Source organism: Methyloversatilis universalis FAM5, assembly GCF_000214035.2.
Taxonomy (GTDB): domain Bacteria; phylum Pseudomonadota; class Gammaproteobacteria; order Burkholderiales; family Rhodocyclaceae; genus Methyloversatilis; species Methyloversatilis universalis.
The window spans coordinates 128,530-151,965 of sequence record NZ_AFHG01000057.1 but is presented as its reverse complement, the minus strand read 5'-3'; the positions used below and the strand labels follow the sequence as shown (position 1 = coordinate 151,965).

Genomic DNA, 23,436 nt, shown 5'->3' with positions numbered 1-23,436 from the left:
TAGCCCGATGCCAAAGGAGCTCTTCCGTGAAGCCCTCCAGCCTTGATGCCATTGAGGCAACCCTGATGCAGTTGCCACAGGCGGACCGCGTCCATCTTGCCGAACGTCTGCTGGCCAGCCTCGAAGAAGAGGATGAAACCCTCGCCGAGTGGGTCGCGGAGGCCGAGCGTCGCGCCAATGCCCATGAGCGCGGTGAAATCGGGGCGATCAGCCTTGAAGATGCCATGACCCGCCTGCGCGCGGACATTCCCGGTCAAGCGGCCGGGTGAAGGTCATTCTGCTTGAACCCGCACTGCACGAACTCACCGAGGCCCGTGACTACTATCTGAAGCAGGCCAGCGCACGCATCGCGGCCGCCTTCGTAGAACAGTTCGAAAGCACGGCCGCCCTGATTCTGGCGCACCCCAAGCTGGGCAAGCCGGTTTCCTCACGCGTGCGCGCCATGCCGATCAGCCGTTTTCCGTACTCGGTCATCTACCGCATCACGCCCGATGCGATCATCGTGCTGGCGATCGCCCACCAGCGCCGCCGCCCAACCTATTGGGTACAGCGACGCTGACCCACGGTTTCACGCGCCGCCGAATACCCTCTCCAGCACCGGCTGCAGCATGCCGCTGTCGTCACCCAGCCAGAGCTGGCCTTCCTGAACGATGCACTGCAGGTCTGCACCGCGCTGGGCGAGGCCGGCGAGTGCCTGGCTGTCGGCGGTGGACAGGCGGTACACGGTGAGATTGCCCAGTTTCGACAGCGTGGCCTTCGACTGTTCCCACCACTGGCCGGCGGTGCGGCCGTAGTTCAGCACCACCACCTGGTCGGCGCGGCCGGCGGCCTTGCGCACCAGGCGTTCGTCCGGCAGGCCGACATCGATCCACAGCCGGATGGCCCCGGTCAGGTCCTGGGCGTACAGGTCGGCTTCGTCCTCGGTGCTGAGGCCGCGGCCGAAACGCAGGTCCTCGTCGGCGTGCAGCGCGAAGGCCAGCACGCGCACCATCATGCGTTCATCGCTCTCCGACGGGTGGCGGGCGACGGTCAGCGCGTATTCGCCGTAGTGCGGCCGGTCCATGTCGGACACGTTCAATTTGATCTTGTAGATGGTGGATTTCAGGGCCATGGCCGACAATGTGCGCGATTCGAAAGACCGCACAGGATACCGACGTGAAGAAAACCGATCTGTACAAGAATGAAAGACTGAAGGTGGTGGCCCAGATGAAGCATGCCGCGGGCGCCAAGAGTGGCCTGGGCACAGCACCTGCCGTGGATCGCAAGGAACAGCGCCGGCTCGACGCCGAGCGCGGCCTGGTGCCGTTCGCGGTGAAGATTCCGGCCGAACTGGCGGCGCGCCTGCGCGACCTCGCCACCGAGCGCCAGGTGTCGCTGAACGATCTGGTCGACGAACTGCTGCGCAAGGCGCTCGACTGACGCCGCCGTGCTGCGCGCCATCTTCCTGCTCAATCTGCTGACGGTCGGGCTGTTCTACCTGCCCGGCTGGCTGCTGCTGCGCGTGCTCACGCTCGGTCGCTACCCGCCGGCCCGCGGCGAGCCGCACAGCGAAGAGGCGGTGGCCTTCGCCGGCCTGGCGGCGGTGCTGCTGGCGCTCTGCGCATGGTGGCTGGCATGAGCGCCCGCATCGCACTCTGGGTGGACGGCGACGCCTGCCCGGCACCAGTCAAGGACACGCTGTTCCGCGCCGCCGACCGCACCGGCCTGCCGCTCACGCTGGTGGCCAACCGGCTGCTGCGCGTGCCGCCGTCGCCGCACATCCGTGCTGTGCAGGTGGCGCACGGTTTCGACGCCGCCGACCGCTACATCGAGGAGGCGGTGGGCGCCGGCGATCTGGTCATCACCGCCGACATTCCGCTGGCCGCCGCCGTGCTCGCGCGCGGCGCGCACGCACTGGAGCCGCGCGGCGAGTGGTTTTCGCCGGACACCATCCACGAACGGCTGCAGATGCGGGCGCTGATGAACGATCTGCGCGACAGCGGCATCATGAGCGGTGGCCCTGCGGCCTTCTCGGCCGCCGATACCCGCGCTTTCGCGGCTGCGCTCGACCGCTTTCTGGCACGGCTGCGGGCCGATTGAGCCACATGGCCTGAGTAACGCGACGGCATCCTGACCTGATACCACCCGGGCCCGGACAAACTGCTGCACAAGTCCGATCGCGGCGGGGGCGCCGCTCCCACAAAACCTGGCCCAGTCCGTCGCCTGAGCGCTCTGTGGGAGCGGCGCCCCCGCCGCGATGCAGCCGTGACACACGAAGCTCTGCCGAGCCATAAGCCGAACCCAATGCGCGCCGCAAAAAATCCTATTTTTCGTCGCCGGCCTGCCTTCCTAGAGTGATTCAGCGACCGCAGCCGCAGACGCATCACCCGGGGAGACCGACATGACAAAAAGGAACGGGGCAGGCCGTGCGATCGTCACGGCAGTGTTGACGTGTGCGTGCGCCGGCGGCGCACAGGCGGCCGAGGGCGACTGGCTGGTGCGGATACGCGCGCTGCACATGAGCCCGTCGAACGACAATTCGACCACCACCGTGGTGCCGGCGCTGGGCGAGGTGAAAGCCGAGGACAAGCTGTTTCCGGAAGTCGACATCAGCTACTTCTTCACGCCCCACATCGCGGCCGAACTCATCCTGACCGTACCGCAGAAGCACGACGTCGAACTGGGTGGCGTGAACATCGGCTCGGTGAAACACCTGCCGCCCACGCTGACGCTGCAGTACCACTTCAACCCGGAAGGCAGCGTGCGCCCCTACGCCGGCATCGGGCTGAACTACACCCGCTTTTCCGGCGTGAAGCTGGACGCCGGCACCGTACTCGGCGGCAGCGTGCCGCTGACCATGGACCGCAGCAGCTTCGGCTGGGCCGCCCAGCTCGGCGTCGACATCCAGCTGGCGCCGCAGTGGTTCCTCAACCTCGATGCCAAGTACGTGAAAATAGACGCCGACATCGCGGTGAAGGGCGCGGGCGTGCCGGTCACCCGGCTGGACGTCGATCCGCTGCTGCTGTCAGTCGGCCTCGGCTACCGCTTCTGAGCACTGCGCGGGCGCGCGGCCGTCGAGGCAGGCCTCGAGCGCCGCCAGCCCGTCGGTCAGGGCCGCGATGCCGGGTGCCAGGATGAGCGCCGACTTGATCTCGTGGAGGCGGTCGTTCGCCACCGCCGGCACCGCGGCCCAGCCGGGCCGCGCCCGCAGGTGGTCGGGCTGGAATTTCTTGCCGCACCAGGAACCGATGATGATGTCCGGCGCCCGCGCCACCACGGTCATCGGGTCTTCGATGCGCCGCTCTTTCGCACTGTGGCGGGTGGCGAAATCGGCGAACACGTCCTCGCCGCCGGCGAGCGTGATCAGCTCGGACACCCAGCGTATGCCGGATATGAGCGGCTCGTCCCATTCCTCGAAATAGACCCGCAGCCGGCGGCCGTGGCGGGCGATGCGCGCCTCGCCACGCAGGCGGGCGGCCTCCAGCCCGCGCGAAAGATCCGCCACCAGCGCCTGCGCTTCGGCCGCACGGCCGACCAGCGCGCCGGTGGTCACGATCATGCGCAGGATGCCGGCGATCGAACGCTGGTTGAACACATGCACCTCGACACCGGCGCGCACCAGGTCGCGGCACATGTCGGCCTGCAGGTCGGAGAAGGCCAGCACCAGATCCGGCTCGACCGCGAGGATGCGTTCCAGCTTGCCGGACGAGAATCCGCTGATCTTCGGCTTCTCCCGTCGCGCCTCGGGCGGCCGCACGGTGAAGCCGGAAATGCCGGCGATGCGGTCGGCCTCGCCCAGCGCATACAGCACCTCGACCGCCTCGGTGCACAGGCAGGCGATGCGCTGCGGCCAGGGATCACCCTGCAGTTCGCCGGCGCTCATTTGCGGCCTGCCTTCTGGCGCGCCTGTTCCAGCTGTTCGCACAGCTTCTGCGCGCCGTCGAGGATGCGCGGCGTGTGCCGCTGCAGGATTTCCGGCGGAATGAAATAGAGGTTGTCGCCCTTCACCGCCGGCAGCGCGGCCCAGCGGCGCCAGGCATCCAGCCACTCCGGCCGCGACTCGCCCATGCCGCTGGCGACGATGACTTCGGGCGCGGCCGCCAGCACCGCCTCCTCGGTCACCGTGGGCGCCAGGATCGGCAGACCGGCGAACACGTTGCGGCCGCCGCACAGCGTCATCACGTCGGAAATCAGGTGCTGGCCGTTGATGGTCATCAGCGGCTTGTTCCAGATCTGGTAGAACACCGCGACCGGCGGCCGCGCCGCGTACTGCTTCGCCAGCGCATCGCGCCGCGCGCGGAAGGCACGCGCCGCCTCGTCCGCCTCGCGCGGCGTGGCGGCGATGCGGCCAAAGGTTTCGAGCGCGCGCGCGACGTCGTCGAGACTGCGCGGCTCGTTCACGAACACCGGTATGCCCAGCTTTTCCAGCCTGTCGTACTGCTGGTTGCGGTTGCCGCTCTTCCACGCGATCACCAGATCCGGCTTCAGCGCGACCACCGCTTCCATGTCCACCGAGGTGTAGCCGCCGACGCGCGGAATCTTCTTCGCCGCGTCCGGGTAGTCGCTGTACTGGGTGGCACCGACCACCTTGCCGCCGGCACCCGCGGCGAACAGCAGTTCGGTCACGTGCGGCGCCAGACTGACGATGCGCTGCGCCGGCGCGGCCAGCACCACCGTGCGTCCTGCATCGTCGGTCAGCCGCAGTTCCGCCGCGGCCGGCAGCGCCAGCGCGGCGAACAGCAGGAAAAATGCTTTCTTCATTCGATCATTCCTCGATTCGGCGGTACGGGGACGGACTGCCGTGGGAGCGGCGCCCCCGCCGCGAAAGGGTCTGCAATAAGGGCTTGCGATAAGTGCTCGCGATCACGCGCTGTCCCGGCTTCACGGCTGCAATCGCGGCGAGGGCACCGCGCCCGCACGACCATGCGCAGCTCCGCGCCCCTCGGCAGCCACTTCGTCCATCGCCTGTTCCAGCCTCCGCCACTCGCCCTCGTCCGCCGGCAGGCCGAAGCGCAGCGCGGCCGGTGCATCGAACAGGCGCAGCAGGATGCCGCGCCGGCAGAAGGCGTCATGCAGCGCGGCGGCATCCTTCGTCAGCACGCGCTGGAACAGCACGCAGCCACTCACTTCGCCCCAGCCGGTGGCACGCAGCAGCGCTTCGAGCCGTGCGCCCTCCGCCGCCAGCCGGGCGCGCTGCGCCGCCTGCCAGTCACGGTCGGCCAGCGCACGCTGCGCCACCCAGCGCGACGGGCCGGCCACCGGCCACGGCCCGAGCTTCATCGCCAGCGCGTCGCGCAGCGACTGTTCGGCGAACATGAAGCCCACCCGTGCGCCGGCCAGGCCGAAGAACTTGCCGAGCGAGCGCAGCACGACCAGACCGGGCCGGCCGGCGTGCCGCACGATGCTGGCCTCAGGCGTCGCGTCGATGAAGGCTTCGTCCACGATGAGCGTGCCGCCGCGCGCGGCCAGCCGCGCCTGCCAGTCCATCACCTGCGCCGGCGGAAACAGCGTGCCGCAGGGATTGTTCGGCTGCACCAGCAGCAGCACGTCGACCGTGTCGACAGCCGACTCGACCTCGGCCGGGGCGACCGCGCGCACCGTGTGCCCGGCCTGCATCCAGCCGTGCGGATGTTCGTTGTAGGTGGGCGACAGGATGGCCACCCGGCTCTGCGGGAACAGCGCCGGCAGCAGCTGTATCGCCGCCTGCGAGCCGGCCAGCGGCAGCAGCGCCTCGCTGCCGTAGAAAGCGGACGCCGCGGCCTCCAGCCCGTCGTCGTCTTCCGGCAGGCGCTGCCACACCGACTGCGGTACCGGCGGCACCGGCCAGGGCTGCGGATTGATGCCGGTGGACAGATCCATCCAGGCTGCCGGATCGATGGCGTAGCGGCGGGCCGCTTCCTGCAGCCGGCCGCCGTGCAGCGGGCGGGCGATCACAGCAGGCCCCACAGGCCGAGCGCCGTGGCGACTGCCAGCCACAGCCACAGCGCGTGCTGCACCAGCGCCACCGCACGGTCGATGTCGGCGGCGGCGGGCGGCGCACCCTCGCCCAGCGGCGGCCGCTGTTCGACCTCGCCGTGATAGATGGCGGCACCGCCCAGCGCCACGCCGAGCGCGCCGGCACCGGCCGCCATCACCGGGCCGGCATTCGGGCTGTCCCAGGCCTTCGCCTGCGCGCGCCAGCAGGCCAGTGCGCGCGCGGTGGCGGCGCGGCTGAAGCCGCACAGCGCATAGCTCAGCGCGGTCAGCCGCGCCGGCACGAAATTGAGCAGGTCGTCGATGCGCGCCGCGGCCCAGCCGAAATAGCGCAGGCGCGGCGTGCGGTAGCCCCACATCGCGTCCAGCGTATTGGCCAGCCGGAACAGCAGCGCGCCCGGCCCGCCCAGCAGGAAGAACCAGAACAGCGCGCCGAATACCGCGTCGTTGCCGTTTTCCAGCACCGATTCGGTGGCCGCCTTGGCCACGCCGCTGTCATCGAGCTGTGTGGTGTCGCGGCTCACCATCCAGCCGACCCGGGCACGCGCCTGCGCCAGATCGCCGGCGGCCAGCGGACGCGACACCGCCTGCGCGTGCTCACTCAGGCTGCGCGCGCCGATAGCCAGATAGAGCAGGCCGACATCGACCAGCGCCTGCAGTACGCCGCCCACGCTGCGCAGCCACAGCGCGACCAGCACGAAGGGCAGCACCGCAAGCATCCAGGCGATGAGGCCGGGCAGCCGGGTGGCCGGGTCGCCCTGCGTCAGCGGCGGATTGAGCAGCGCCTGCAGCCGGCCAGCCAGCGCACCGAAGCCGACCAGCGGATGGAAGCGTCGCGGCTCGCCCAGCAGGCGGTCCAGCGCCACCGCGGCGACCGCCGCCAGCACCAGTCCGAAGTTCATGTGCCGCTCTCCGGCCAGCGGTTCTCGCCGATCAGCACGTCTTCCGGCAGCCGCGAGGCCCAGCCTTCCAGTTCCAGCATCGGCGCCGGGTAGAAGGCCTCGACATGGCCGATGCACAGCACCGCGACCGGCCGCGCGCCGTCCGGCATGCCGACCAGCGCCGCCAGCCGGTCCGGGTCGAAGATGGACACCCAGCCCATGCCCAGCCCTTCGGCGCGCGCCGCCAGCCACATGTTCTGGATGGCGCAGGCGCAGGAGACGAGGTCCATTTCCGGCAGCGTACGGCGGCCGAACACGTGGCGTTCGCGGTCTGCGCACAGCGCGACCACCAGCAGTTCGCCGCATTCGCGTATGCCTTCGACCTTGAGCCGCATGAAGGCTTCCTCGCGCTCGCCGAGTGCGCGCGCGGTGGCGATGCGCTCTTCCTCGACCAGCGCGTGGATGCCGTCGCGCAGCGCGGCGTCGGTGACGCGCACGAAGCGCCAGGGCTGCATGTAGCCGACGCTGGGTGCGTGGTGGGCCGCCCACAGCAGGCGGCGCAGCACCGCCGGATCGACTGCGCCCGGGCGGAAGTGGCGCATGTCGCGCCGCTCGGCGATGACGCGATAGACCGCGGCGCGCGCGTCCTCTTCGTAGGCGTGTTCAGACGGCGTCAGCGGGTCAGGCGCGTTCATCGATCAGCTCCGGAACAGTGCGGCCGCGGCGGCCGGATCCGACGGGAAATACAGGTGCACATAGCTGGCAGTGAGCCGCTTCAGGCGATACACCGCCTCGCCGTCGCGTCCGTCGGCGGTGCGCGCGTGGGTCAGCGCGGCCAGCGGCGTGTCGGCGGTGGAGTAGTGGAAGGTGTGGCCGCGCAGCGCGCCTTCCGGCAGCTCGACCTGCTGCAGGCCGAGCGCGGCCAGCCGCGTCTGCATGCGCACCGCGCCCGGCAGCAGTCCGGCAGCGGCATGCGTGACGCCCGCCTTGTCGGTCAGCGTGTCGAACAGGCTCATCATGCCGCCGCACTCGGCCAGCAGCGGCCGGCCGGCGTCGACATGGGCGCGCAGCGCGGCGTGCATCGCGGTATTTGCTGCCCAGCGCGCGGCGTGCAGTTCCGGGTAGCCACCGGGCAGCCACACCGCGTCGCAGGCGGGCAGCGCGGCGTCATTGAGCGGCGAGAACTCGACCAGCTCGGCGCCGAGCGCGCGCAGGCCGTCGAGGTTGGCCGGGTAGATGAAGCAGAAGGCGTCGTCGCGCGCCAGCGCGATGCGCACGCCGTCCAGCAGTCGCGGCGTCTCTGCGCGCTCGACCGGCGCGAAATCCACCGCCGGCGGCAGGTCGGCCACGGTCGAGGCGCCGAGCAGTTCGGCAGCGATGTCGAGCCGGGCGTCCAGCCCTTCGATCTCGGCCGCCGGCAGCAGACCGAGATGGCGCTCCGGCAGCGCGATGCGCTCGTCGCGCGGCAGGCCGCCGTACCAGGCGATGTCGGCCGGCAGGCTGTCGCGCAGAATGTCGAGGTGGCGGGCCGAGCCGACCCGGTTGGCGATCACCGCGCTGAGATTCACGCCATCGCGGTAGTGCTTCAGGCCGTGCGCCAGCGCGCCGAAGGTCTGCGCCATCGCGCGTGCGTCGATCACCGCCAGCACCGGCAGATTGAAGCGGCGCGCGATGTCGGCGCTGGACGGGCTGCCGTCGTAAAGGCCCATGACCGACTCGACCAGGATGAGGTCGGCGTCGCCCGCCGCCTCGTACAGCCGGGCGGCGATGTCGGCGTCGCCGGTCATCCACAGGTCGACATTGCACACCGGCGCGCCGCTGGCCAGCGCGTGGATCTGCGGGTCGAGGAAGTCCGGCCCGCACTTGAACACGCGCACGCGGCGACCGCGCGAACGGTGCAGCCGCGCCAGCGCGGCGACCACCGTGGTCTTGCCCTGACCGGACGCAGGGGCCGCCACCATCAGCGCCGGACAGCGGCGGACTGCGGATGGCACGCTCACCACTCCAGCCCCGGCATCGCCTTCACACCCGCCTTGAACGCGTGCTTCACCATGGTCATGTCGGTCACCGTGTCGGCGACCTCGACCAGTTCCGGCGGCGCCGCGCGGCCGGTCACGATGACGTGCTGCATGGCCGGCCGCGCCGCGAGGTCGGCGATGACGGTGGCGACGTCGAGGTAGTGGTACTTCAGCGCGATGTTCAGTTCGTCCAGCACCACCAGGCCGATGGCCGGGTCGCGCAGCAGGGCGCGCGCCTGGTCCCAGGCCGCTTCGGCGGTGGCGACGTCGCGCGCGCGGTTCTGGGTTTCCCAGGTGAAGCCCTCGCCCGACACGTGCCACTGCACGTCCGGCTGGCGACGGAAGAAAGCCTCTTCACCGGTGTCGGAACGCCCCTTGATGAACTGCACCACGCCCACCTTCATGCCGTGGCCGAGCGCGCGCGCGACCACGCCGAAGGCGGCGCTGGACTTGCCCTTGCCGGTGCCGGTATTCACCACCAGCACACCGCGTTCGACCCTGGCGGCGGCGATGGCCTGATCGACCACGTCCTTCTTGCGCTTCATGCGCGCTTCATGGCGCTCGTCGATATCACTCATGACGGTCTCCTCGCTTCATTCACTCACGCCGGCACGAAATAGCGCCGGCCGTCGTCGCGCAATTCCTTCAGCGGATGGCAGAAGGCGCGCGACAGCACCTCCGCCTGCAGCACTTCGTCCACCGGCCCGCATACCCACTGGCCGCCGCCGGTCAGCAGCAGCGCGCGGTCGGCGAAGCGCAGCACCTGGTTCAGGTCGTGCAGCACCGCCACCACCGCCCTGCCCTCGTCCCGGGCCAGCCGCGCGAACAGTTCCAGCGTTTCGATCTGATAGTCGAGATCGAGATGGGTGACCGGTTCGTCCAGCAGGCACACCGGCGCCTGCTGCGCCAGCAGCGCGGCGATCGCCACGCGCTGTCGTTCGCCGCCGGACAGCGTGCGCACCTCGCGCAGTTCGAAGCCGCGAAGCGCGACCGCCGCCAGCGCCGCCAGCGCGATGTCGACATCGGCGTCGCTTTCGTCCGACCAGCGGCCGATGTGCGGATGGCGGCCGACCAGCACGGTGTCGAGCACGGTGGAGGCGAAGTGGTCCTCGTGCGACTGCGCCAGCAGCGCGCGCCGTTTCGCCAGTTCGCGCGCCGGCCAGTCGGCGAGCGCACGACCCTCCAGCGTGAGCGTGCCGGCGGCAGGCGTGCGCAGCCCGGCCAGCGTACCGAGCAGCGTCGATTTGCCGATGCCGTTGCGGCCGACGATGGCCAGCAGTTCGCCCGGCCGCACGTCCAGATCGAGACCGGTGCACAGCGCGCGGCCGGCCACCGACACGTCGAGGCTCCGGGCGGACAGCAGCGGCGGGCAGGCGGCGGCGCTCATCGGTGGCGGTTCAGCAGGAACAGGAACACCGGCACGCCCAGCAGCGCGGTCAGCACGCCGACCGGCAGCTGGGCCGGCGCGATGACGGTGCGCGCCGCGGTGTCGGCCAGCAGCAGCAGCGTGGCCCCGGCCAGTGCGCTGGCCGGCAGCAGCAGGCGCTGGTCGTTGCCGAAAGCGAGCCGGATCAGGTGCGGCACGACCAGACCGACGAAGCCGACCGAGCCGACCGTGGTGACCGCGATCGCGGTCAGCGCCGACGCCAGCAGATAGACCATGAGTCGCAGGCGGACAACCGGCACGCCCAGCGTCTGCGCGGTGCCGTCGCCACGCGCCAGCAGGTTGAGATCGCGCGCCAGCGGCGCACAGGCGACCAGCCCGGCCACGAGCGCGCCGACGGCGACGCCCGGGCGGCTGGCGGTGCTGGCGTCGCCCATCAGCCAGAACAGCATGCCGCGCAGCGACTGTTCGCTCGCCACCGCGAGGATGAAGGACACCGCGGCGCCACAGCCGGCGGACACGATGACGCCGGTCAGCAGCAGGCGGGTGGGCGTGCGGCTGCCCTGACCGTGCGACAGCCCGAACACCAGCGCCATCGCGGCCAGCGCGCCGGCGAAGGCGGACACTTCAAGCAGCAGGCCGGCCACACCGGCCAGCATGGCCAGCAGCGCACCCACGGCCGCACCGCCGGAAATGCCCAGCACATACGGGTCGGCCAGCGGATTGCGCAGCAGCACCTGCATCAGCGCCCCGGCCAGCGCAAGCAGGCCGCCACAGGCGGCGGCGGCCAGCGCGCGCGGCAGGCGCAGCGAGGTGACGATGGCACCGGCGGTGCCGGCGTCGTCGCCGGTCGCGATCCGCCACAGTTCGGCCGCACTGACGGTCACGCTGCCCACCGCCAGCGCCAGCGCGAAGGCGGCGCCCAGCGCCAGCGCCAGAAGCGGCAGTACCCACGCGCGCCGCCGGCCCGCGCGCAGGGCGGCGGACGACGGCAGAAGGGCGGCGGGCGGGTGGCGGCTCATGCAGGCAGTGTACCCAGCGGCGGCAGCCGGCTCAGAAACGCGGCGTGTAGCGCACGCCGACAAAGGCGTTCGCACCCGAAGTTTCGTAGCCGAACACCGAGGTATAGCGGCGGTCGTTCAGGTTGTTCACCCGTGCCTCGACCGACACTTCGGGCGAGGCCTTCCACACGCCGAACAGGTTGAGCAGCGCATAGCCACCCATGCGGCGCAGTTCGCCCGGCTCGGACCAGCGGTCGCCCACCGCCTGCACCTCGACCCCCACCCGGCCCGCCAGCATGTGCTGCTGCACCGTGACGGTGGCGGTCTGCGCGGCGCGGCGCTGCAGGCGCAGACCGGTGTCTTCGTCGCGCGCGCTCAGAATGTCCACGCTGCCCTGCAGCTCGGTATGGCCGAACACATAGGTGGCCGCCTCGAAGGTGGCGCCCTTCAGCCGCGCCTCGGCCACGTTCACCAGCGGCGCGCGCGAATTGATCAGGTTCTGCACCCGGTTGTCGTAGGCGGTGACCGCGAGACGGGTGCCTTTGCGCTGCCAGGCCAGACCGATTTCGCGGTTGGTCGACGATTCCGGCTTCAGGTCCGGATTGCCGAAGTTCGGGAAGTAGAGCTGGTTGAAGGTGGGCAGCCGGTAGCCGGTGCCGTAGGCGGCGCGTGCGGTCAGTTCGTCGGTCAGGCGATAGCCGTAGGCGACGTTGCCGGTGGCCTTGCCCGAGCCGCCGGTGTAGCGGTCATGCCGGGTGTTCGCCTGCAGCAGGTGACGGTCGATCTGCGCGGTCCAGCCCAGCTGGCCGGAATCGACCCGGCGCGTCTGGTCGATGTTCACGACGGTGGGCGTCACCGACAGCACGTCCTGCTCCAGCCGCTCGATGCTGCCGAACAGCGTGCCCAGCGGCAGCTTCACCCGCGCCTCCAGCGCCTGCGTGGTCTGTTCGGTGCGGAAGTCGTTGCCACGCGGCGAGGTCCGCGCATAGCTGGTGAAGTCCTCGATGCTGCGGCCGAAGCGCAGCGTGGTGGTGAGCCAGTCGGTCCACGCGTGTTCGGCGGCGGCGGTGAGCACGCTGTTGTTGAACACGTTGCGGGTATTCACGAAAGCCAGCCCGGAGTCGTATTCGTTGTAGCCTTCGCTGTCGAGCAGGCTGACCGACAGGCGCGTGCCGGTCTGCGGCGTGATGCCGACCGAGCCGCTCACGCTCCGGTTCAGGTGGGCGTCACGGTCCGGGTTGTAGTTGCGGCGGGAGGCAGCCACGCCCAGATTGATGTCCGGATTGGTCGTGCTGAAACCGCGCGTGTGATACAGGCTGCCGGCGAGCGAAAAGTCGATCACGCCGTTGCCGCCGCGCAGGCCGACACGGCTGTCGCTGGTGCCGTAACTGCCGGCACCGGTGAAGAGGTCGAAGTCCAGACCGGGCTCGCCGCGGCGGGTGAAGATCTGGATCACGCCACCGATCGCGTCAGCGCCATAGACCGCGGACGCGGGACCGCGCAGCACCTCGATGCGTTCGATCTGCGACAGCGGCAGGTACTGCAGCGCGGCGGTGCCGCTGGAGCCGGAGCCCACCCGCACGCCGTCGATCAGCACGACGCTCTGGCGGGTATCGGCACCGCGGATGAAGAAGTCGGTGCTGGCGCCGGGGCCGCCCTGACTGGTCATCTGGATGCCCGGCTGGCGGGCCAGCAGTTCGGTCAGCGTGGACTGCGCGGCGGTTTCGATCTGTTCGCGGTCGACCACGGTCACGTCGGCGAGCGTGTCCTGTACCCGCTGTTCGACGCGGTTGGCGGTGATGACCACCGGATGCATCGTCTGCTGGGCGGCTGCGGACTGGGAAAGAAGCGTGGCGGCACCCGCGACGAGCGCGGCGACCGGGGTGAGGCGAGGCATTGTAGTTGTGCTCCCTGCAGCGGCCGCCCGTCCCCGAACGACCGCGGTGTCATGAAGCCATGACCGGGACGCACACCACGCAGGCGCGGCACGCCTCCGTCGCGATGCCGCACCCCGGGCATGACCGCTCGTGCATCCGTGGCCGGTATCCGGGCTCGCAGTGGCGACAGGAGCACTGTCGCGGCGCATCGCCTTCCCAGGCCGGAGCCCAGTGGCGTACCGATGCGCGTCGTCTGCTTACCGTTGCGGGGGCAGCGCAGGCCTTGCGAGCGGAGCTCGCGCACCTGCTTCCCGTTCAACCCTCGGCCGGAACGGCGTCGGGCACCTCGAATGCGCGTTCCGCATCAGCGGAACAGCCGCGCACGATACCACCGGGCGGCGGAAGGCCCAAACCGGCGGAAGGCTGCGGTCGATGCGGAGACCGGACAGGAATCCGCGGGCGCGGCGTCTCGCCGCGATGGTGACGTTGAACCGGAGACCGCGCATAACCGAAGGCCGCATCGCGGCGGGGTCGCCGCGCCCACCGAAGCCTGCAGCGCTCCACCCGCACCCTCAGGCGCGGCCGCACATCCGGTCGATGTCGATTTCCGCTTCGAGACAGTCGGCCAGCCGGTCCAGGCTGGCTTCGCGCAGCGCCGCGAGATCGAGCGGCTGCGCCTGTTCCAGCCCGGCCCAGGCGAGCAGCGCGGCGCACGCGTCCGGCGCGTCGAACAGGCCGTGCACATAGGTGGCCATCAGCTGGCCGTCGGCCGAGCGGGCGCCGTCCGGGCCGTGGGCCAGATCGACCGCCGGCTGCGCCAGCGCCGGGCCGGTGCTCACGCCCATGTGGATTTCGTAGCCGCGCACCGGCTGGCCGCCCGGCCGCAGCCGGCCCTCGACCACGCGCAGCTGCTTTTCCGGTGCCAGCGTGGTGTCGTAGTCGAACAGGGCCAGTCCGGCCACGCTGGCCGGCGCGCCTTCGAGACCGAGCGGATCGTGCAGCATGCGGCCCATCATCTGCATGCCGCCGCAGATGCCGAGCACGCGGCCACCGTAGCGCAGGTGGCGGGCGATCTGCGTGTCCCAGCCGTGGGCGCGCAGCGCCGCCAGATCGCCCTGCACGCTCTTGCTGCCGGGCAGGATGACGAGGTCGCAGGCAGGCAGCGGACGGTCCAGCGGTGCGAACAGCAGATCGACCTGCGGATGCGCGCGCAGCGCGTCAACGTCGGTGTGGTTGCTGATGCGCGGAAACACCGGCACCACCACGCGCAGCCGCGCGCCCTGTCCGGCCGACGACTGACCGGTCTGTATCGCGTCCTCGGCGTCGAGGTGCAGGCCCTTCAGCATCGGCAGCACGCCGAACACCGGCAGGCCGGTGCGCCGCTCCAGCCAGTCCTCGCCGGAGCGCAGCAGCGCGCGGTCGCCGCGGAAGCGGTTGATGACGAAGCCGCGCACCAGCGCGCGCTCCTCGTCCGACAGGCAGTCCAGCGTGCCGACCAGATGGGCGAACACGCCGCCACGGTCGATGTCGGCGACGATGACCACCGGGCAGCGGTTGGGCAGCGCGAAACCCATGTTGGCGATGTCGCGGTCGCGCAGATTGATTTCCGCCGGGCTGCCGGCGCCTTCGACCACGACGAAATCGTACTGCGTGGTGAGCCGCCGCCAGGACTGCATCACCGCCTCCATCGCGACCCGCTTGTAGTCGTGGTAGGCGCGCGCTTCCATGTTGGCCAGCGCGCGGCCATGCACGATGACCTGGGCGCCGGTGTCGGAATTGGGCTTGAGCAGCACCGGATTCATGTCGGTGTGCGGCGCCAGTCCGCAGGCCTGCGCCTGCAGCGCCTGGGCGCGGCCGATCTCGCCGCCGTCGGCGGTGACTGCGCTGTTGAGCGCCATGTTCTGCGGCTTGAACGGCGCCACCCTCACACCGCGCCGGTGCAGGCTGCGGCACAGGCCGGCGGCCACCGTGCTCTTGCCGGCGTCCGAGGTGGTGCCCTGGATCATCAGCGCATTGGGCATCGTTGCGCTCATGCCTGCGGCCCCAGTCTTTCAGCCAGCGTGCCGGCGGCGCGCTCGCTGGCCACCAGCACCAGCTTCATCATGGCGCGGGTGGCACCGACGAACAGCTTGCGCAGCGTGCGTTCGTCCAGCGTGTCGAAATCGATTTCGGCCAGGATGACCGCCGGCGCCGACTGCCCCTTGAAGCGGTACACCGATTCGATCAGCACCTCGCCGCCCGAATACTCGGGCTGGCCCAGCAGGTCGTACTGGCCGGTAAAGCTGCGCAGCGCATTGGCGCCCAGCCGGTCGTGGCGCAGCAGTTCCGACTGGTCGCGGCCGCGCCAGCTGATGATGGCCACGTCCTGCGCGTGGAAGCCGGCGGCGAAGCACAGCCGTATCGCCTCCTTCACCCGCTGGGTGAGCGGGTGTGCCTGCGAGTAGGCCAGCACCGCCACCTCGTCGGCGTCGAAGGGCGACGCCGCCTCGATGCGCTCGGCGCCCGGCATCACGCCTTCCATCAGGGTCTGCAGCATGCGCACCACCGGCCGCGGGCTGCGGAAATTGCTGTGCGCGTGCAGCGTCACCCAGCCTGGCAGCTCGACCGGCGGACGCGCGTAGAGATTCTGCATCGGGTCTTCCAGCCACAGCCGGCGGGCGCCGTCGCGCGCGTGCCGCCACAGCTGGTCGGCCCAGTCGGCATTGAAGTCCTGGCCCTCGTCGACGACGAGGGCATCGAACAGGAGGTCGTCCGGCACCGGCAGTTCACCGGCGCGCGCGATCATCGCGTCGAAGGCGTCCGGCTTGGCGTAGTCCGGGCGCTCGCCGTGCGCGGCCAGCACCCGTTCGCACAGATGGTGGAAGGTGCAGGCCAGGCCGCCTTCCGGCGCGATCTGCGCCAGGTGGTCGGCCAGCGGACGGTTGAAGCACACGTAGAGCGGACGCCGGCCGGCCTCGATCGCCGCGGTGTATTCGGCCAGCGCGAGCTGGGTCTTGCCGGAGCCGGCGGTGCCGACCACGCGCAGCCGGTAGGGCTGGAAGTCGAGCGCGCGCGCCCACTGGGTGAGCCCGCCGGACACCCGGGTGATGCGCTCGCGCGCCATGCCCAGCCGCGCGGCGACATCCGGTTCCAGCTTGATTTCGTCGCGCAGGAAGCGGTGCACCTCCGGCCCGTGGCCGCTGTGCTCGCCCGGCGGCAGGATGGCGCGGATGCGCGGGATGAGCTGGTCGCGCACCGCGGCATCGACGATGCGTTCCGCGTCGATGCCGGCGGTGTGCGCCTGGCGGACGAAGTGGTCCGGGCAGTACAGCAGGTATTCGATGCGTGGCGCAGAACCACCCAGCCGCGCAGCCAGCCGGGTGGACAGCGCGTGCCGCGCGCGCGCGATGCCGACCGCGACATTGCGGTCGCGGCCGCGCCGGCGCGAACTGAGGCCCTGCGGCCCTTCTTCGAGGAAACCGCTGCGCTGTTCGATGGCCAGCAGGTCGCCGGCGGCATTGACCACGACGAAGTCGATGTCGCCGTAGATCGAGAAGCCGCCTTCGTCGAGCCGGGTCCAGTGCACACCGTGATAGACGGTGTAGTCGGCGGGCAGCCCGCGCTCCAGCAGCGCCAGCGTGGCCAGTTCGCGCTCTGCGGCACCGCCGGCATCGGCAGACGCCAGTTCGCGCCAGCCGTCGGGAATGACTTTCGCCACGTCCGGAAGTCCTGATTCGGAAAGCCGCGAGCTTACACGCGGCACCGCATTTGTTATCCACAACTTCTGTGGACAAGATGCACCCGCCCACAGCGACAGCCCCGCCGGAAGCGGGAGTCAATAGGGTTGCCTCATTTTTAGGCAGCGGGAGCATGAACCGGGTGTCCACTGCACTGATCCACAGGCGGCGATGCATCCGGCATCATCGGCGGTGTCCGCGACGTCGCCATCCACAGCATCTGTGGACAACTGTGTGAGCGAAAAATGTATAGCCGCGGCAATCGCCCGCCGGGCGCCAGTGTCAACGGTGTTGCCTATTTATTAGGCAGCGAAGACAAAAAAGTTCTGCGCACATGCGCGGCACGCTCAGTCCGGGCCGCGCGCACCCAGCAGTTCATCGTGGTTCTCGGCCACCATTTCCTCGAAGCCGGTGACCGGGTCGATCTCGCGCCGGATCTGCCAGCCGCTGGCGATGCCGAGCACCAGTTCCATCGTGGTGCGCACGATACTGCCCGCCAGCAGGTGGCCGCCGGTCACGTTGCCATCGGCGTCGGCGACCGACATGTGCAGATGCACGCCCTGCGCACTGATGGTGCCGGACAGCGTGAGCAGTTCGCTGTCGCCGTCGATCACCGTCGGATGGTCGCGGCCAGCCAGCCTGAGCATGGCCGGCGACAGGCTGCCGACCGCAGACAGCACGAAGGCAGCGCCCAGGTCCTGCCGCTTCGCCCACGCTTCCAGACTGCGGCGCAGGTCGTCTCCCGGGCGCAGTCTTTCGATATGCACGGTCATCATGCTGTGGACACTCCTTCAGAAAGGCCGCACGCCGATCAGCGGGCCGTGCAGCCAGAACGCGAACGCCGCCCAGCCGGCCCCGCCGGCGAGCAGCACCTGCCGGTCGCGGGCCACGCCTGCCGCCGGCCGCGTGCCGCCATCATCCGCTTCACGCCGGCGCAGCAGCACGAAGTCGATCAGCGCCCAGATCAGGAAGCTGCCGAACAGCAGCAGGTCGGCCAGCGTGCCATTGGCCAGCAGGTGGGCGGCGCCCCACAGCGCGACCGCGGCGGCCAGCGGCTGGCGCAGCCGGGCGGCGATGCGCGATCCGGGCAGCAGGGAGGCGGCGAGCAGCACGAAAGCCGGCAGCATCAGCGTCGCGGTGGCATGGCGCGACCACGGCGGCGGCAGCCACAGCCAGAGCGGATCGGCCCGGGTCTGGCCATAGCCCCACACCAGCAGCGCGAAACCGGCCAGTGAGGCCAGCGAGTGCAGCGCCCGCCACACGCCCGCACCGTGGCGCGCGATCACCTGCCCGCGCAGGCCCGGCGCGACCAGCCGCAGCGCATGCACGCCGATCACCAGCCACAGTCCTGCAATCAGTGCCGCCATCCGTCCTTGCCTCCGCCCGGGCCTTGATACAGGCATGCATGCTAGCGCGGCCCGGCCGTGCAGGATTTGTCCTACATCGTCCCGCCGCGCCGGACGACAGGCGGAAAAGGATGGAGTTCGCATACTGGCAGCGTGTCGTGAAGACGGAGGCCGACGATGAAAGTTCGCATGTTCCTGTCCGCGCTGGCCGGAGCCCTGGCGGTGATCGCGCTGCTTGCCGCCTACCAGCTGGGCCGCGGCAGCCGCGTCGCCGACCCCGCTCCCACGGCCGCCGTCCTCGCCCAGTCCGCGATGGACGGACGCGAGGTGTTCGACGCCGACGGCGCCACGGTGGGGGTGGTCGAACAGACCATCGCCGCCCGCCACGGCGACCGCGCCGCCCGTTACGCGATGGTGCGCATTTCCCGCGGCAGCGATGCCGGGCTCAGGCTGGCAGTGCCGGACTACCGGCTGCAGCCGGTCGAGGACGGCCTGATGCTGACGCTGGACAGGGATGACGAGGGCGATTTCCGCCCGACCGCTGCGCAGCTGCGCAACCGGACCTGACCCGCTGACCGAAGGCTGACAGGAGAACGACCATGAAACGACTGATCACGCTGCTGATGGCATGCGCCGGCTTCGCGCTGGCCGGCTGCAACACGATTGCCGGAGCCGGCAAGGACATCGAAGCCGGTGGCGAGAAGGTGCAGGACGCGGCCCGCAACGTCCAGGAAAAGATGTAACGCAGCCGGGCCCATGCCCGGTTTCATCCCGGCGCCTCCGCGGCCGGGCGCCATCCTCCTCCCTGCGCTTGCCCGGTTCGAAGCTGAACCGGGCTTCTTTTTTGCGCCGGCCGCCCGGTTCAGTGCGGCAGATGGGTGGCCGTCGGACCGACGCCGGATTCCTGGTACTCCACGTCGCCGTCCTTCGCCCACACCCAGTGGCGGACACCGGCCGGGGCCTCATACACCGTGCCGGCCGGCACCGCGACCGCCTGCGCCTCGTCCATCGCATCGCCGAAGCCGACGTACAGCGTGCCGGACAGCACCGTGGTGTAGCGGCTGTCCGGATGGGTGTGCGGCGGAATGCGCCCGCCGGCCGCCAGACGCACCCGCAGCAGGTAGGGGCCGGCGCCGGCTTCGCTGCCGGCCAGCCAGGCGGCCTTCAGCGCCGGCAGCGGCGGCGGGCTGAACCACGCCGCCTGTGCCGGATCGATCAGCCGCGGCGTCTGCTGCGCGTGGGCCAGGCCGGCGCACAGCGCGGCCAGCATCAGGGCGTGTGCTGCCTGCATGGACGGTGTCCGGTTCATTGTCCGCGGTCGGTGCGCAGTGGTGTGTGGCCGTTGCGGGCGCGGCCGCGTTCGAACGCATCCAGCGCCTCGGCCGCCAGCGTGCGGCCAAGCGCGATCAGCGGCGCCGCCAGATGAAACTCGTGAAAGGCGCAGGCGTTCTTCGGGACCGAAATCACCACGTCGGGCCAGAAGGTGGCCAGATGCTGGCGGGTGATGGCGGACTGCATGGTTTCGAGCGACCGCATCAGCACATCGGACATCGCGAGACGGGTCGCTGCGGCCTGCGTGTCGTCGCTGCCGCCAGGCAGATAGCCGCGCAGCCGGGCAAGCAGGCCGGGCGCGTCGTCACCGGCCGCCTTGCGCAGCGGCGGCGGATCGGCCGCCTCGCCATTCAGGTCCACCACCACGGTGAGATCGCTCAGCGTGCGCTGGGTGGGCGCCACCGGAACCGGGTTCAACAGACCGCCATCGACCAGCATGCGGCCGCGGTAGGGATGGGGCGTGAAGATGGAGGGCACCGCCATCGACGCACGCATCGCCTCGAACAGCGGACCATCGGTGAACCACACTTCGCGGCCGCGCTCGATGTCCACCGCCACCGCGGTATAGGGCAGCGGCAGCGCCTCGATATCGCAGTCGCCAACCAGATCGCGCAGCCGGCTCATCAGCAGCGAACCGCGGATCAGGCCGCCGCCGGAAAAGGTCCAGTCCAGCAGCCGGAACACGTCGGACTGCGCCAGGCCGGTCACCCACTGTTCATAGGCGTCCAGCCCGCTGGCGGCATGGATGCCGCCGACCACCGCGCCCATGGACGAGCCGGAAATGGCGCGGATGTCGTAGCCGCGGGCCTGCAGTTCGCGGATGACGCCGATGTGGGCCAGGCCGCGGGCACCGCCGGAGCCGAGCACGAGGGAAACGGTGGGCGGGCGCAGGGTCATGTCCATCGGCGCAGTGTAGCGCCGCTGCCGCTCAGGCTGCGCGGCCGGCGAGATCGAGACAGGTCAGGTGCAGCCTGAGGTCGAATTCGTACTGGTGGTAGCGCGGCTCCATGTGCTCGCACAGCGCGTAGAAGCTCTTGTCGTGGTCGCGCACCTTCAGGTGGGCCAGTTCGTGCACCACGATCATCTTCAGGAATTCGGGCGCGCAGTCGCGGAACAGCGTGGCGACCCGGATTTCCCGCTTGCTCTTGAGCTTCGCGCCCTGCACCCGCGAAATGGTGGTCTGCGTGCCGAGCGCCTTCGCCACCAGACCGAGGCCGCTGTCGTAGGCAACCTTGCTGACCGGCGGCGCGGTGCGCAGATGGCGGTTCTTCAGTTCGAGCACGTAGTCGTACAGCGCCGAATCGCTGCGCACCGCGTGCCGGTCCGGATAGCGCACCCGCAGCGTCTCGGCCAGCCTGTCCTGCTCGATCAGCGCGCGCACCTGGTCCTGGATGTGGGCCGGGTAGGCCGACAGGTACTTCAGTACCGTCATCAGGCCACCTTGTTGGCCGCGGTGCGCGGCCGTTCGGCGGCCAGCACCCGCTCGGCGTCGAGCGAGGAAATCGCGACCCGGGTGTCCGCCGGAATCGCGCCCGCCAGCTGCAGCGCCATGTAGCGGCCGCAGCACACGCGCAGGAAGGAAGTGAAGTTGGCCGGCAGCAGGTGGGCGCCATCGCCGCCGCCCGCTTCGGCCAGTTCGTCGTACAGCTTCGAAATGAGCCGCGGCAGCGTCAGGCCGTCGCGCGCGCCGATCTCTTCCAGCACGTCCCAGAACTGGTTCTCCAGCCGGATGCTGGTGGCGACGCCGCGCAGCCGCAGCGAACGGCTGCGCATGACGTAGAGCTCGGGATCGGCACGGATGAAGATCTGGCACATGGGTGACACCTCCTGCGCCTATTGTAGACAGCGCAGACGGGGCGCACGCGCCCCGCAGCGTCCGCTTACTCGATGCGCGTGCCGAGCACCGCGAGGAACTGCGAAATCCACGCCGGGTGGGCCGGCCAGGCCGGCGCGGTCACCAGATTGCGGTCGGTCACGGCGCCGTCGATCGCGATGTCGGCATAGCGGCCACCGGCCAGCTCGACCTCGGCGCGGCAGGCCGGATAGGCGGAGCACAGGCGGCCCTCAAGAACCTTGGCGCCGGCCAGCAGCTGGGCGCCGTGACAGATGGCGGCGATCGGCTTGTCGGCCTGCGCGAAGTGACGGACCATGGCCAGCACCTTGTCGTCCATGCGCAGGTACTCCGGCGCACGGCCGCCCGGAATCACCAGCGCGTCGTAATCCTCGACCTTCACGCTGTCGAAGGTGGCGTTCAGCGTGAAGTTGTGGCCGCGCTTCTCGGAATAGGTCTGCTGGCCTTCGAAGTCGTGGATGGCGGTGGCGATCTGGTCGCCCGCCTTCTTGTCCGGACACACCGCATGCACGGTGTGGCCCACCGCCTGCAGCGCCTGGAAGGGCACCATGATTTCGTAGTCCTCGACGAAATCACCGGCCAGCAGCAGGATTTTCTTTGCCTTCATGTCCGTCTCCTCACGTGTGGATGCGCGCGGCGCGCGCAGGCCGCTAACGTGCTACGGACAGGGACAGGCGGGGTGGTAGCGGGTTAACACAGCGCGATGCCCGCACCGGGCAACGCCGGCGCGGCCGCTCGCCGCGCCCGTCGCGTGCAGGATCAGTCCTTGAACGCCTCGACCGGAATCTTGATCACGACGTCGTCGGAAATGCTCGGCACGTACTTGGTCATGCCGAATTCGGAGCGCTTGATGACGGTGGAAATGTCGGCGCCGCACAGGGCCTTCTTGTTGATCGGGTGGGTGCCGCAGGTGAAACCCTTCACCTCCAGCTTGACCGGCCTGGTCACGCCCAGCAGCGTGAAATCGCCTTCCGCGCCAACCAGCTTGTCGCCGTCGTAGACGAGCCTGGTGGACTTGAAGCTCATGTTCGGGAATTTCTCGACATTGAAGAAATCCTCGCCGCGCATCTGCTTGTCCCAGGCGTCCATGCCCATGTCGATCGAGGCGCTGTCTATGGTCACCTCGATGCTGCCGCTCTTCTGCGACGGCACCAGCATGATCTTGCCGGTCACGTTGTTGAAGCGGCCGCGCTGGGTCGAGAAGCCGAGGTGGTTCACCTCGAACACCGGAAAGGTGTGGCGGCTGTCTATCGTGAAGCTGTCGGCCGCCATCGCGCCGGCGGTCATGGACAGGCCGGCGAAGGCGCCGAACAGGGCGATCAGGGTCTTCTTCATGCGGAAACTCCCGGTAAGGATGGCGGGCGGGCGAAACGCCCGTCGCCTGCGGCCGGTCGTGCCGGCCGCCGTTCGAATGGAGGATGTGGCCGGAGGGCCGCTTACTTGCCGGCCACGGTCAGCCGGAACTTGATCTGCACTTCGTCGGCGACGACCGAGGTGTCGCCCCAGGCGCCGGTGCCGATGCCATAGTCCAGGCGCTTGAGCTGGAAGCCGCCTTCCAGCACCGCACCCGCGCCGTCCGGCTTCAGGGTGAAGGGTGCGACCACGTCGCGCGACTTGCCGCGTATGGTCATCTGGCCGCGCACTTCGTACTTGTTGCTGCCGAGCGGCTTGACCGAGCTGGACACGAAGCGGGCGGTCGGAAACTGCTTCACGTCGAACCAGTTCTTGCCCTTCACCTCGTCATTGGCTTCCGGTCCGCCCGCGTCGATGGAGGCAAGATCGATGTCCAGCGTGGCCTTGCCGGCTTCCGGCTTCGCCGGGTCGAAATCCAGCGTGGCGGTGAAGCGCTTGAAGCTGCCGTCCACCGATACGCCCATCTGGCTCGACACGAAGGCGAGCGTGCTCTTCTCGGGCAGCACGCGGGTGTAGGACGCCGCTGCGGCCGGCTGGGCGAACGCGAGGCCGGCCAGCACGACCGACGCGGTCAGCGTGCGGGCGACAGTCGCGAAATGCGGAAAGATCATGGATTCTCCATCTGAGTGCAGTCGCTGGTGTTGATGCGCCAGCGACGAAAAGA

The 23,436-nt window shown here is 69.9% G+C and carries 30 protein-coding genes and 1 riboswitch; of the genes, 8 read left to right on the top strand and 22 right to left on the bottom strand.

The genetic code is table 11. The features are described from left to right. The first annotated feature begins 26 nt into the window (after positions 1 to 26). Together METUNV1_RS16355 and METUNV1_RS16350 are read left to right on the top strand one after the other, a co-directional pair. Positions 27 to 269 carry an addiction module protein gene (locus tag METUNV1_RS16355; protein WP_232416307.1) on the top strand — a complete coding sequence of 81 codons (243 nt, stop codon included), beginning with the start codon at positions 27 to 29 and terminating at the stop codon, positions 267 to 269. Continuing rightward, the gene (locus METUNV1_RS16350; RefSeq protein ID WP_008063705.1) at positions 266 to 559 is read left to right on the top strand and encodes a type II toxin-antitoxin system RelE/ParE family toxin; all 294 of its coding nucleotides are present in this window, start codon (positions 266 to 268) and stop codon (positions 557 to 559) included. Before METUNV1_RS16355 ends, METUNV1_RS16350 begins: the two co-directional genes overlap by 4 nt. Before the next feature lie 9 nt (positions 560 to 568). On the opposite strand, the gene METUNV1_RS16345 is transcribed toward METUNV1_RS16350, so the two are convergent. After that, positions 569 to 1,111, bottom strand: a complete 543-nt coding sequence (locus METUNV1_RS16345; protein ID WP_008063704.1) for a YaeQ family protein — start codon at positions 1,109 to 1,111, stop codon at positions 569 to 571. A gap of 44 nt (positions 1,112 to 1,155) precedes the next feature. Between METUNV1_RS16345 and METUNV1_RS16340 the strand changes: the two genes are divergently transcribed. From METUNV1_RS16340 to METUNV1_RS16325, 4 genes are all read left to right on the top strand, one after another. Further along, positions 1,156 to 1,419 carry a hypothetical protein gene (locus METUNV1_RS16340; protein WP_008063703.1) on the top strand — a complete coding sequence of 88 codons (264 nt, stop codon included), beginning with the start codon at positions 1,156 to 1,158 and terminating at the stop codon, positions 1,417 to 1,419. A 7-nt stretch (positions 1,420 to 1,426) separates the two neighbouring features. Beyond that, positions 1,427 to 1,618 (top strand): hypothetical protein, encoded by a 192-nt coding sequence (locus METUNV1_RS16335; protein WP_008063702.1) that lies wholly within the window; start codon positions 1,427 to 1,429, stop codon positions 1,616 to 1,618. After that, on the top strand, positions 1,615 to 2,079 hold the full coding sequence (locus tag METUNV1_RS16330) for a YaiI/YqxD family protein (protein ID WP_008063701.1): 465 nt from the start codon (positions 1,615 to 1,617) through the stop codon (positions 2,077 to 2,079). The genes METUNV1_RS16335 and METUNV1_RS16330 overlap by 4 nt, the downstream gene beginning before the upstream one ends. Positions 2,080 to 2,422: 343 nt before the next feature. After that, positions 2,423 to 3,031, top strand: a complete 609-nt coding sequence (locus METUNV1_RS16325; protein ID WP_232416308.1) for an OmpW/AlkL family protein — start codon at positions 2,423 to 2,425, stop codon at positions 3,029 to 3,031. Here the strand turns inward: METUNV1_RS16325 and METUNV1_RS16320 are convergent. From METUNV1_RS16320 to METUNV1_RS16255, 14 genes are all read right to left on the bottom strand, one after another. Continuing rightward, complete coding sequence (locus METUNV1_RS16320) at positions 3,005 to 3,862, bottom strand: ABC transporter substrate-binding protein (RefSeq protein WP_008063699.1); 858 nt, start codon at positions 3,860 to 3,862, stop codon at positions 3,005 to 3,007. The two genes, METUNV1_RS16325 and METUNV1_RS16320, sit on opposite strands and share 27 nt — an antisense overlap. Next, entirely contained in the window at positions 3,859 to 4,740 is an 882-nt protein-coding gene (locus METUNV1_RS16315) for a cobalamin-binding protein (RefSeq protein ID WP_008063698.1), read from the bottom strand. Before METUNV1_RS16315 ends, METUNV1_RS16320 begins: the two co-directional genes overlap by 4 nt. Positions 4,741 to 4,860: 120 nt before the next feature. Beyond that, positions 4,861 to 5,913, bottom strand: coding sequence for a threonine-phosphate decarboxylase CobD (cobD, locus tag METUNV1_RS16310; protein ID WP_008063697.1), 1,053 nt, complete (start codon positions 5,911 to 5,913; stop codon positions 4,861 to 4,863). Next, a complete protein-coding gene (cbiB, locus tag METUNV1_RS16305; RefSeq protein WP_008063696.1) occupies positions 5,910 to 6,854 on the bottom strand; it encodes an adenosylcobinamide-phosphate synthase CbiB in 945 nt (314 codons plus the stop codon). The genes cobD and cbiB overlap by 4 nt, the downstream gene beginning before the upstream one ends. Continuing rightward, the gene (gene bluB / locus METUNV1_RS16300) at positions 6,851 to 7,528 is read right to left on the bottom strand and encodes a 5,6-dimethylbenzimidazole synthase (RefSeq protein WP_008063695.1); all 678 of its coding nucleotides are present in this window, start codon (positions 7,526 to 7,528) and stop codon (positions 6,851 to 6,853) included. The genes cbiB and bluB overlap by 4 nt, the downstream gene beginning before the upstream one ends. Before the next feature lie 3 nt (positions 7,529 to 7,531). Beyond that, positions 7,532 to 8,794, bottom strand: coding sequence for a cobyrinic acid a,c-diamide synthase CobB (locus METUNV1_RS16295; RefSeq protein ID WP_008063694.1), 1,263 nt, complete (start codon positions 8,792 to 8,794; stop codon positions 7,532 to 7,534). Positions 8,795 to 8,829: 35 nt separating this feature from the next. Continuing rightward, positions 8,830 to 9,429 carry a cob(I)yrinic acid a,c-diamide adenosyltransferase gene (cobO, locus tag METUNV1_RS16290; RefSeq protein ID WP_008063692.1) on the bottom strand — a complete coding sequence of 200 codons (600 nt, stop codon included), beginning with the start codon at positions 9,427 to 9,429 and terminating at the stop codon, positions 8,830 to 8,832. Between the two features lie 23 nt (positions 9,430 to 9,452). Further along, on the bottom strand, positions 9,453 to 10,238 hold the full coding sequence (locus METUNV1_RS16285; RefSeq protein ID WP_008063690.1) for an ABC transporter ATP-binding protein: 786 nt from the start codon (positions 10,236 to 10,238) through the stop codon (positions 9,453 to 9,455). Next, positions 10,235 to 11,257, bottom strand: coding sequence for a FecCD family ABC transporter permease (locus METUNV1_RS16280; RefSeq protein ID WP_008063689.1), 1,023 nt, complete (start codon positions 11,255 to 11,257; stop codon positions 10,235 to 10,237). Before METUNV1_RS16280 ends, METUNV1_RS16285 begins: the two co-directional genes overlap by 4 nt. A gap of 31 nt (positions 11,258 to 11,288) precedes the next feature. Continuing rightward, positions 11,289 to 13,133 (bottom strand): TonB-dependent receptor domain-containing protein, encoded by a 1,845-nt coding sequence (locus tag METUNV1_RS16275; RefSeq protein WP_008063687.1) that lies wholly within the window; start codon positions 13,131 to 13,133, stop codon positions 11,289 to 11,291. A gap of 123 nt (positions 13,134 to 13,256) precedes the next feature. Further along, positions 13,257 to 13,477, bottom strand: a riboswitch (cobalamin riboswitch). A gap of 208 nt (positions 13,478 to 13,685) precedes the next feature. Then, positions 13,686 to 15,146 carry a cobyric acid synthase gene (locus METUNV1_RS16270; protein WP_008063682.1) on the bottom strand — a complete coding sequence of 487 codons (1,461 nt, stop codon included), beginning with the start codon at positions 15,144 to 15,146 and terminating at the stop codon, positions 13,686 to 13,688. Further along, positions 15,143 to 16,810 carry an ATP-binding domain-containing protein gene (locus tag METUNV1_RS16265; RefSeq protein WP_008063680.1) on the bottom strand — a complete coding sequence of 556 codons (1,668 nt, stop codon included), beginning with the start codon at positions 16,808 to 16,810 and terminating at the stop codon, positions 15,143 to 15,145. Before METUNV1_RS16265 ends, METUNV1_RS16270 begins: the two co-directional genes overlap by 4 nt. Before the next feature lie 366 nt (positions 16,811 to 17,176). Next, the gene (locus tag METUNV1_RS16260) at positions 17,177 to 17,605 is read right to left on the bottom strand and encodes a PPC domain-containing DNA-binding protein (protein ID WP_008063676.1); all 429 of its coding nucleotides are present in this window, start codon (positions 17,603 to 17,605) and stop codon (positions 17,177 to 17,179) included. Positions 17,606 to 17,620: 15 nt separating this feature from the next. Continuing rightward, positions 17,621 to 18,196: an NnrU family protein gene (locus tag METUNV1_RS16255; RefSeq protein WP_008063675.1), complete on the bottom strand. Its 576-nt coding sequence runs from the start codon at positions 18,194 to 18,196 to the stop codon at positions 17,621 to 17,623. Between the two features lie 156 nt (positions 18,197 to 18,352). Between METUNV1_RS16255 and METUNV1_RS16250 the strand changes: the two genes are divergently transcribed. Next, positions 18,353 to 18,742 carry a hypothetical protein gene (locus METUNV1_RS16250; RefSeq protein ID WP_008063674.1) on the top strand — a complete coding sequence of 130 codons (390 nt, stop codon included), beginning with the start codon at positions 18,353 to 18,355 and terminating at the stop codon, positions 18,740 to 18,742. 32 nt (positions 18,743 to 18,774) lie between these two features. Next, on the top strand, positions 18,775 to 18,918 hold the full coding sequence (locus METUNV1_RS16245) for an entericidin A/B family lipoprotein (RefSeq protein ID WP_008063673.1): 144 nt from the start codon (positions 18,775 to 18,777) through the stop codon (positions 18,916 to 18,918). Positions 18,919 to 19,037: 119 nt separating this feature from the next. Here the strand turns inward: METUNV1_RS16245 and METUNV1_RS16240 are convergent, their stop codons facing one another. From METUNV1_RS16240 to METUNV1_RS16210, 7 genes are all read right to left on the bottom strand, one after another. Next, complete coding sequence (locus tag METUNV1_RS16240) at positions 19,038 to 19,466, bottom strand: cupin domain-containing protein (RefSeq protein ID WP_139026393.1); 429 nt, start codon at positions 19,464 to 19,466, stop codon at positions 19,038 to 19,040. Positions 19,467 to 19,480: 14 nt separating this feature from the next. Next, positions 19,481 to 20,404, bottom strand: a complete 924-nt coding sequence (locus tag METUNV1_RS16235) for a patatin-like phospholipase family protein (RefSeq protein WP_043360194.1) — start codon at positions 20,402 to 20,404, stop codon at positions 19,481 to 19,483. A gap of 31 nt (positions 20,405 to 20,435) precedes the next feature. Then, on the bottom strand, positions 20,436 to 20,939 hold the full coding sequence (locus METUNV1_RS16230; RefSeq protein WP_008063670.1) for a YgjP-like metallopeptidase domain-containing protein: 504 nt from the start codon (positions 20,937 to 20,939) through the stop codon (positions 20,436 to 20,438). Then, positions 20,939 to 21,322: a ribbon-helix-helix domain-containing protein gene (locus tag METUNV1_RS16225; RefSeq protein ID WP_008063668.1), complete on the bottom strand. Its 384-nt coding sequence runs from the start codon at positions 21,320 to 21,322 to the stop codon at positions 20,939 to 20,941. The genes METUNV1_RS16230 and METUNV1_RS16225 overlap by 1 nt, the downstream gene beginning before the upstream one ends. A gap of 65 nt (positions 21,323 to 21,387) precedes the next feature. Then, positions 21,388 to 21,966: a DJ-1/PfpI family protein gene (locus tag METUNV1_RS16220; RefSeq protein WP_008063667.1), complete on the bottom strand. Its 579-nt coding sequence runs from the start codon at positions 21,964 to 21,966 to the stop codon at positions 21,388 to 21,390. Between the two features lie 152 nt (positions 21,967 to 22,118). Beyond that, the gene (locus METUNV1_RS16215) at positions 22,119 to 22,694 is read right to left on the bottom strand and encodes a YceI family protein (RefSeq protein WP_008063665.1); all 576 of its coding nucleotides are present in this window, start codon (positions 22,692 to 22,694) and stop codon (positions 22,119 to 22,121) included. A 101-nt stretch (positions 22,695 to 22,795) separates the two neighbouring features. Next, positions 22,796 to 23,383, bottom strand: a complete 588-nt coding sequence (locus tag METUNV1_RS16210; protein WP_008063664.1) for a YceI family protein — start codon at positions 23,381 to 23,383, stop codon at positions 22,796 to 22,798. Between the last annotated feature and the right edge of the window lie 53 nt (positions 23,384 to 23,436).

Excerpts from the sequence above, each read along its gene's own strand:
- METUNV1_RS16270 (WP_008063682.1), bottom strand. The coding sequence starts at position 15,146 with ATGAGCGCAACGATGCCCAATGCGCTGATGATCCAGGGCACCACCTCG.
- METUNV1_RS16230 (WP_008063670.1), bottom strand. The coding sequence starts at position 20,939 with ATGACGGTACTGAAGTACCTGTCGGCCTACCCGGCCCACATCCAGGAC.
- METUNV1_RS16225 (WP_008063668.1), bottom strand. The coding sequence starts at position 21,322 with ATGTGCCAGATCTTCATCCGTGCCGATCCCGAGCTCTACGTCATGCGC.
- METUNV1_RS16345 (WP_008063704.1), bottom strand. The coding sequence starts at position 1,111 with ATGGCCCTGAAATCCACCATCTACAAGATCAAATTGAACGTGTCCGAC.
- cobO (WP_008063692.1), bottom strand. The coding sequence starts at position 9,429 with ATGAGTGATATCGACGAGCGCCATGAAGCGCGCATGAAGCGCAAGAAG.
- METUNV1_RS16320 (WP_008063699.1), bottom strand. The coding sequence starts at position 3,862 with ATGAGCGCCGGCGAACTGCAGGGTGATCCCTGGCCGCAGCGCATCGCC.
- METUNV1_RS16240 (WP_139026393.1), bottom strand. The coding sequence starts at position 19,466 with ATGCAGGCAGCACACGCCCTGATGCTGGCCGCGCTGTGCGCCGGCCTG.
- cbiB (WP_008063696.1), bottom strand. The coding sequence starts at position 6,854 with ATGAACTTCGGACTGGTGCTGGCGGCGGTCGCCGCGGTGGCGCTGGAC.
- METUNV1_RS16330 (WP_008063701.1), top strand. The coding sequence starts at position 1,615 with ATGAGCGCCCGCATCGCACTCTGGGTGGACGGCGACGCCTGCCCGGCA.
- METUNV1_RS16220 (WP_008063667.1), bottom strand. The coding sequence starts at position 21,966 with ATGAAGGCAAAGAAAATCCTGCTGCTGGCCGGTGATTTCGTCGAGGAC.
- METUNV1_RS16210 (WP_008063664.1), bottom strand. The coding sequence starts at position 23,383 with ATGATCTTTCCGCATTTCGCGACTGTCGCCCGCACGCTGACCGCGTCG.
- METUNV1_RS16250 (WP_008063674.1), top strand. The coding sequence starts at position 18,353 with ATGAAAGTTCGCATGTTCCTGTCCGCGCTGGCCGGAGCCCTGGCGGTG.
- METUNV1_RS16255 (WP_008063675.1), bottom strand. The coding sequence starts at position 18,196 with ATGGCGGCACTGATTGCAGGACTGTGGCTGGTGATCGGCGTGCATGCG.
- METUNV1_RS16215 (WP_008063665.1), bottom strand. The coding sequence starts at position 22,694 with ATGAAGAAGACCCTGATCGCCCTGTTCGGCGCCTTCGCCGGCCTGTCC.
- METUNV1_RS16280 (WP_008063689.1), bottom strand. The coding sequence starts at position 11,257 with ATGAGCCGCCACCCGCCCGCCGCCCTTCTGCCGTCGTCCGCCGCCCTG.
- METUNV1_RS16285 (WP_008063690.1), bottom strand. The coding sequence starts at position 10,238 with ATGAGCGCCGCCGCCTGCCCGCCGCTGCTGTCCGCCCGGAGCCTCGAC.
- METUNV1_RS16235 (WP_043360194.1), bottom strand. The coding sequence starts at position 20,404 with ATGACCCTGCGCCCGCCCACCGTTTCCCTCGTGCTCGGCTCCGGCGGT.
- METUNV1_RS16295 (WP_008063694.1), bottom strand. The coding sequence starts at position 8,794 with ATGGTGGCGGCCCCTGCGTCCGGTCAGGGCAAGACCACGGTGGTCGCC.
- METUNV1_RS16315 (WP_008063698.1), bottom strand. The coding sequence starts at position 4,740 with ATGAAGAAAGCATTTTTCCTGCTGTTCGCCGCGCTGGCGCTGCCGGCC.
- METUNV1_RS16260 (WP_008063676.1), bottom strand. The coding sequence starts at position 17,605 with ATGATGACCGTGCATATCGAAAGACTGCGCCCGGGAGACGACCTGCGC.
- METUNV1_RS16275 (WP_008063687.1), bottom strand. The coding sequence starts at position 13,133 with ATGCCTCGCCTCACCCCGGTCGCCGCGCTCGTCGCGGGTGCCGCCACG.
- METUNV1_RS16245 (WP_008063673.1), top strand. The coding sequence starts at position 18,775 with ATGAAACGACTGATCACGCTGCTGATGGCATGCGCCGGCTTCGCGCTG.
- bluB (WP_008063695.1), bottom strand. The coding sequence starts at position 7,528 with ATGAACGCGCCTGACCCGCTGACGCCGTCTGAACACGCCTACGAAGAG.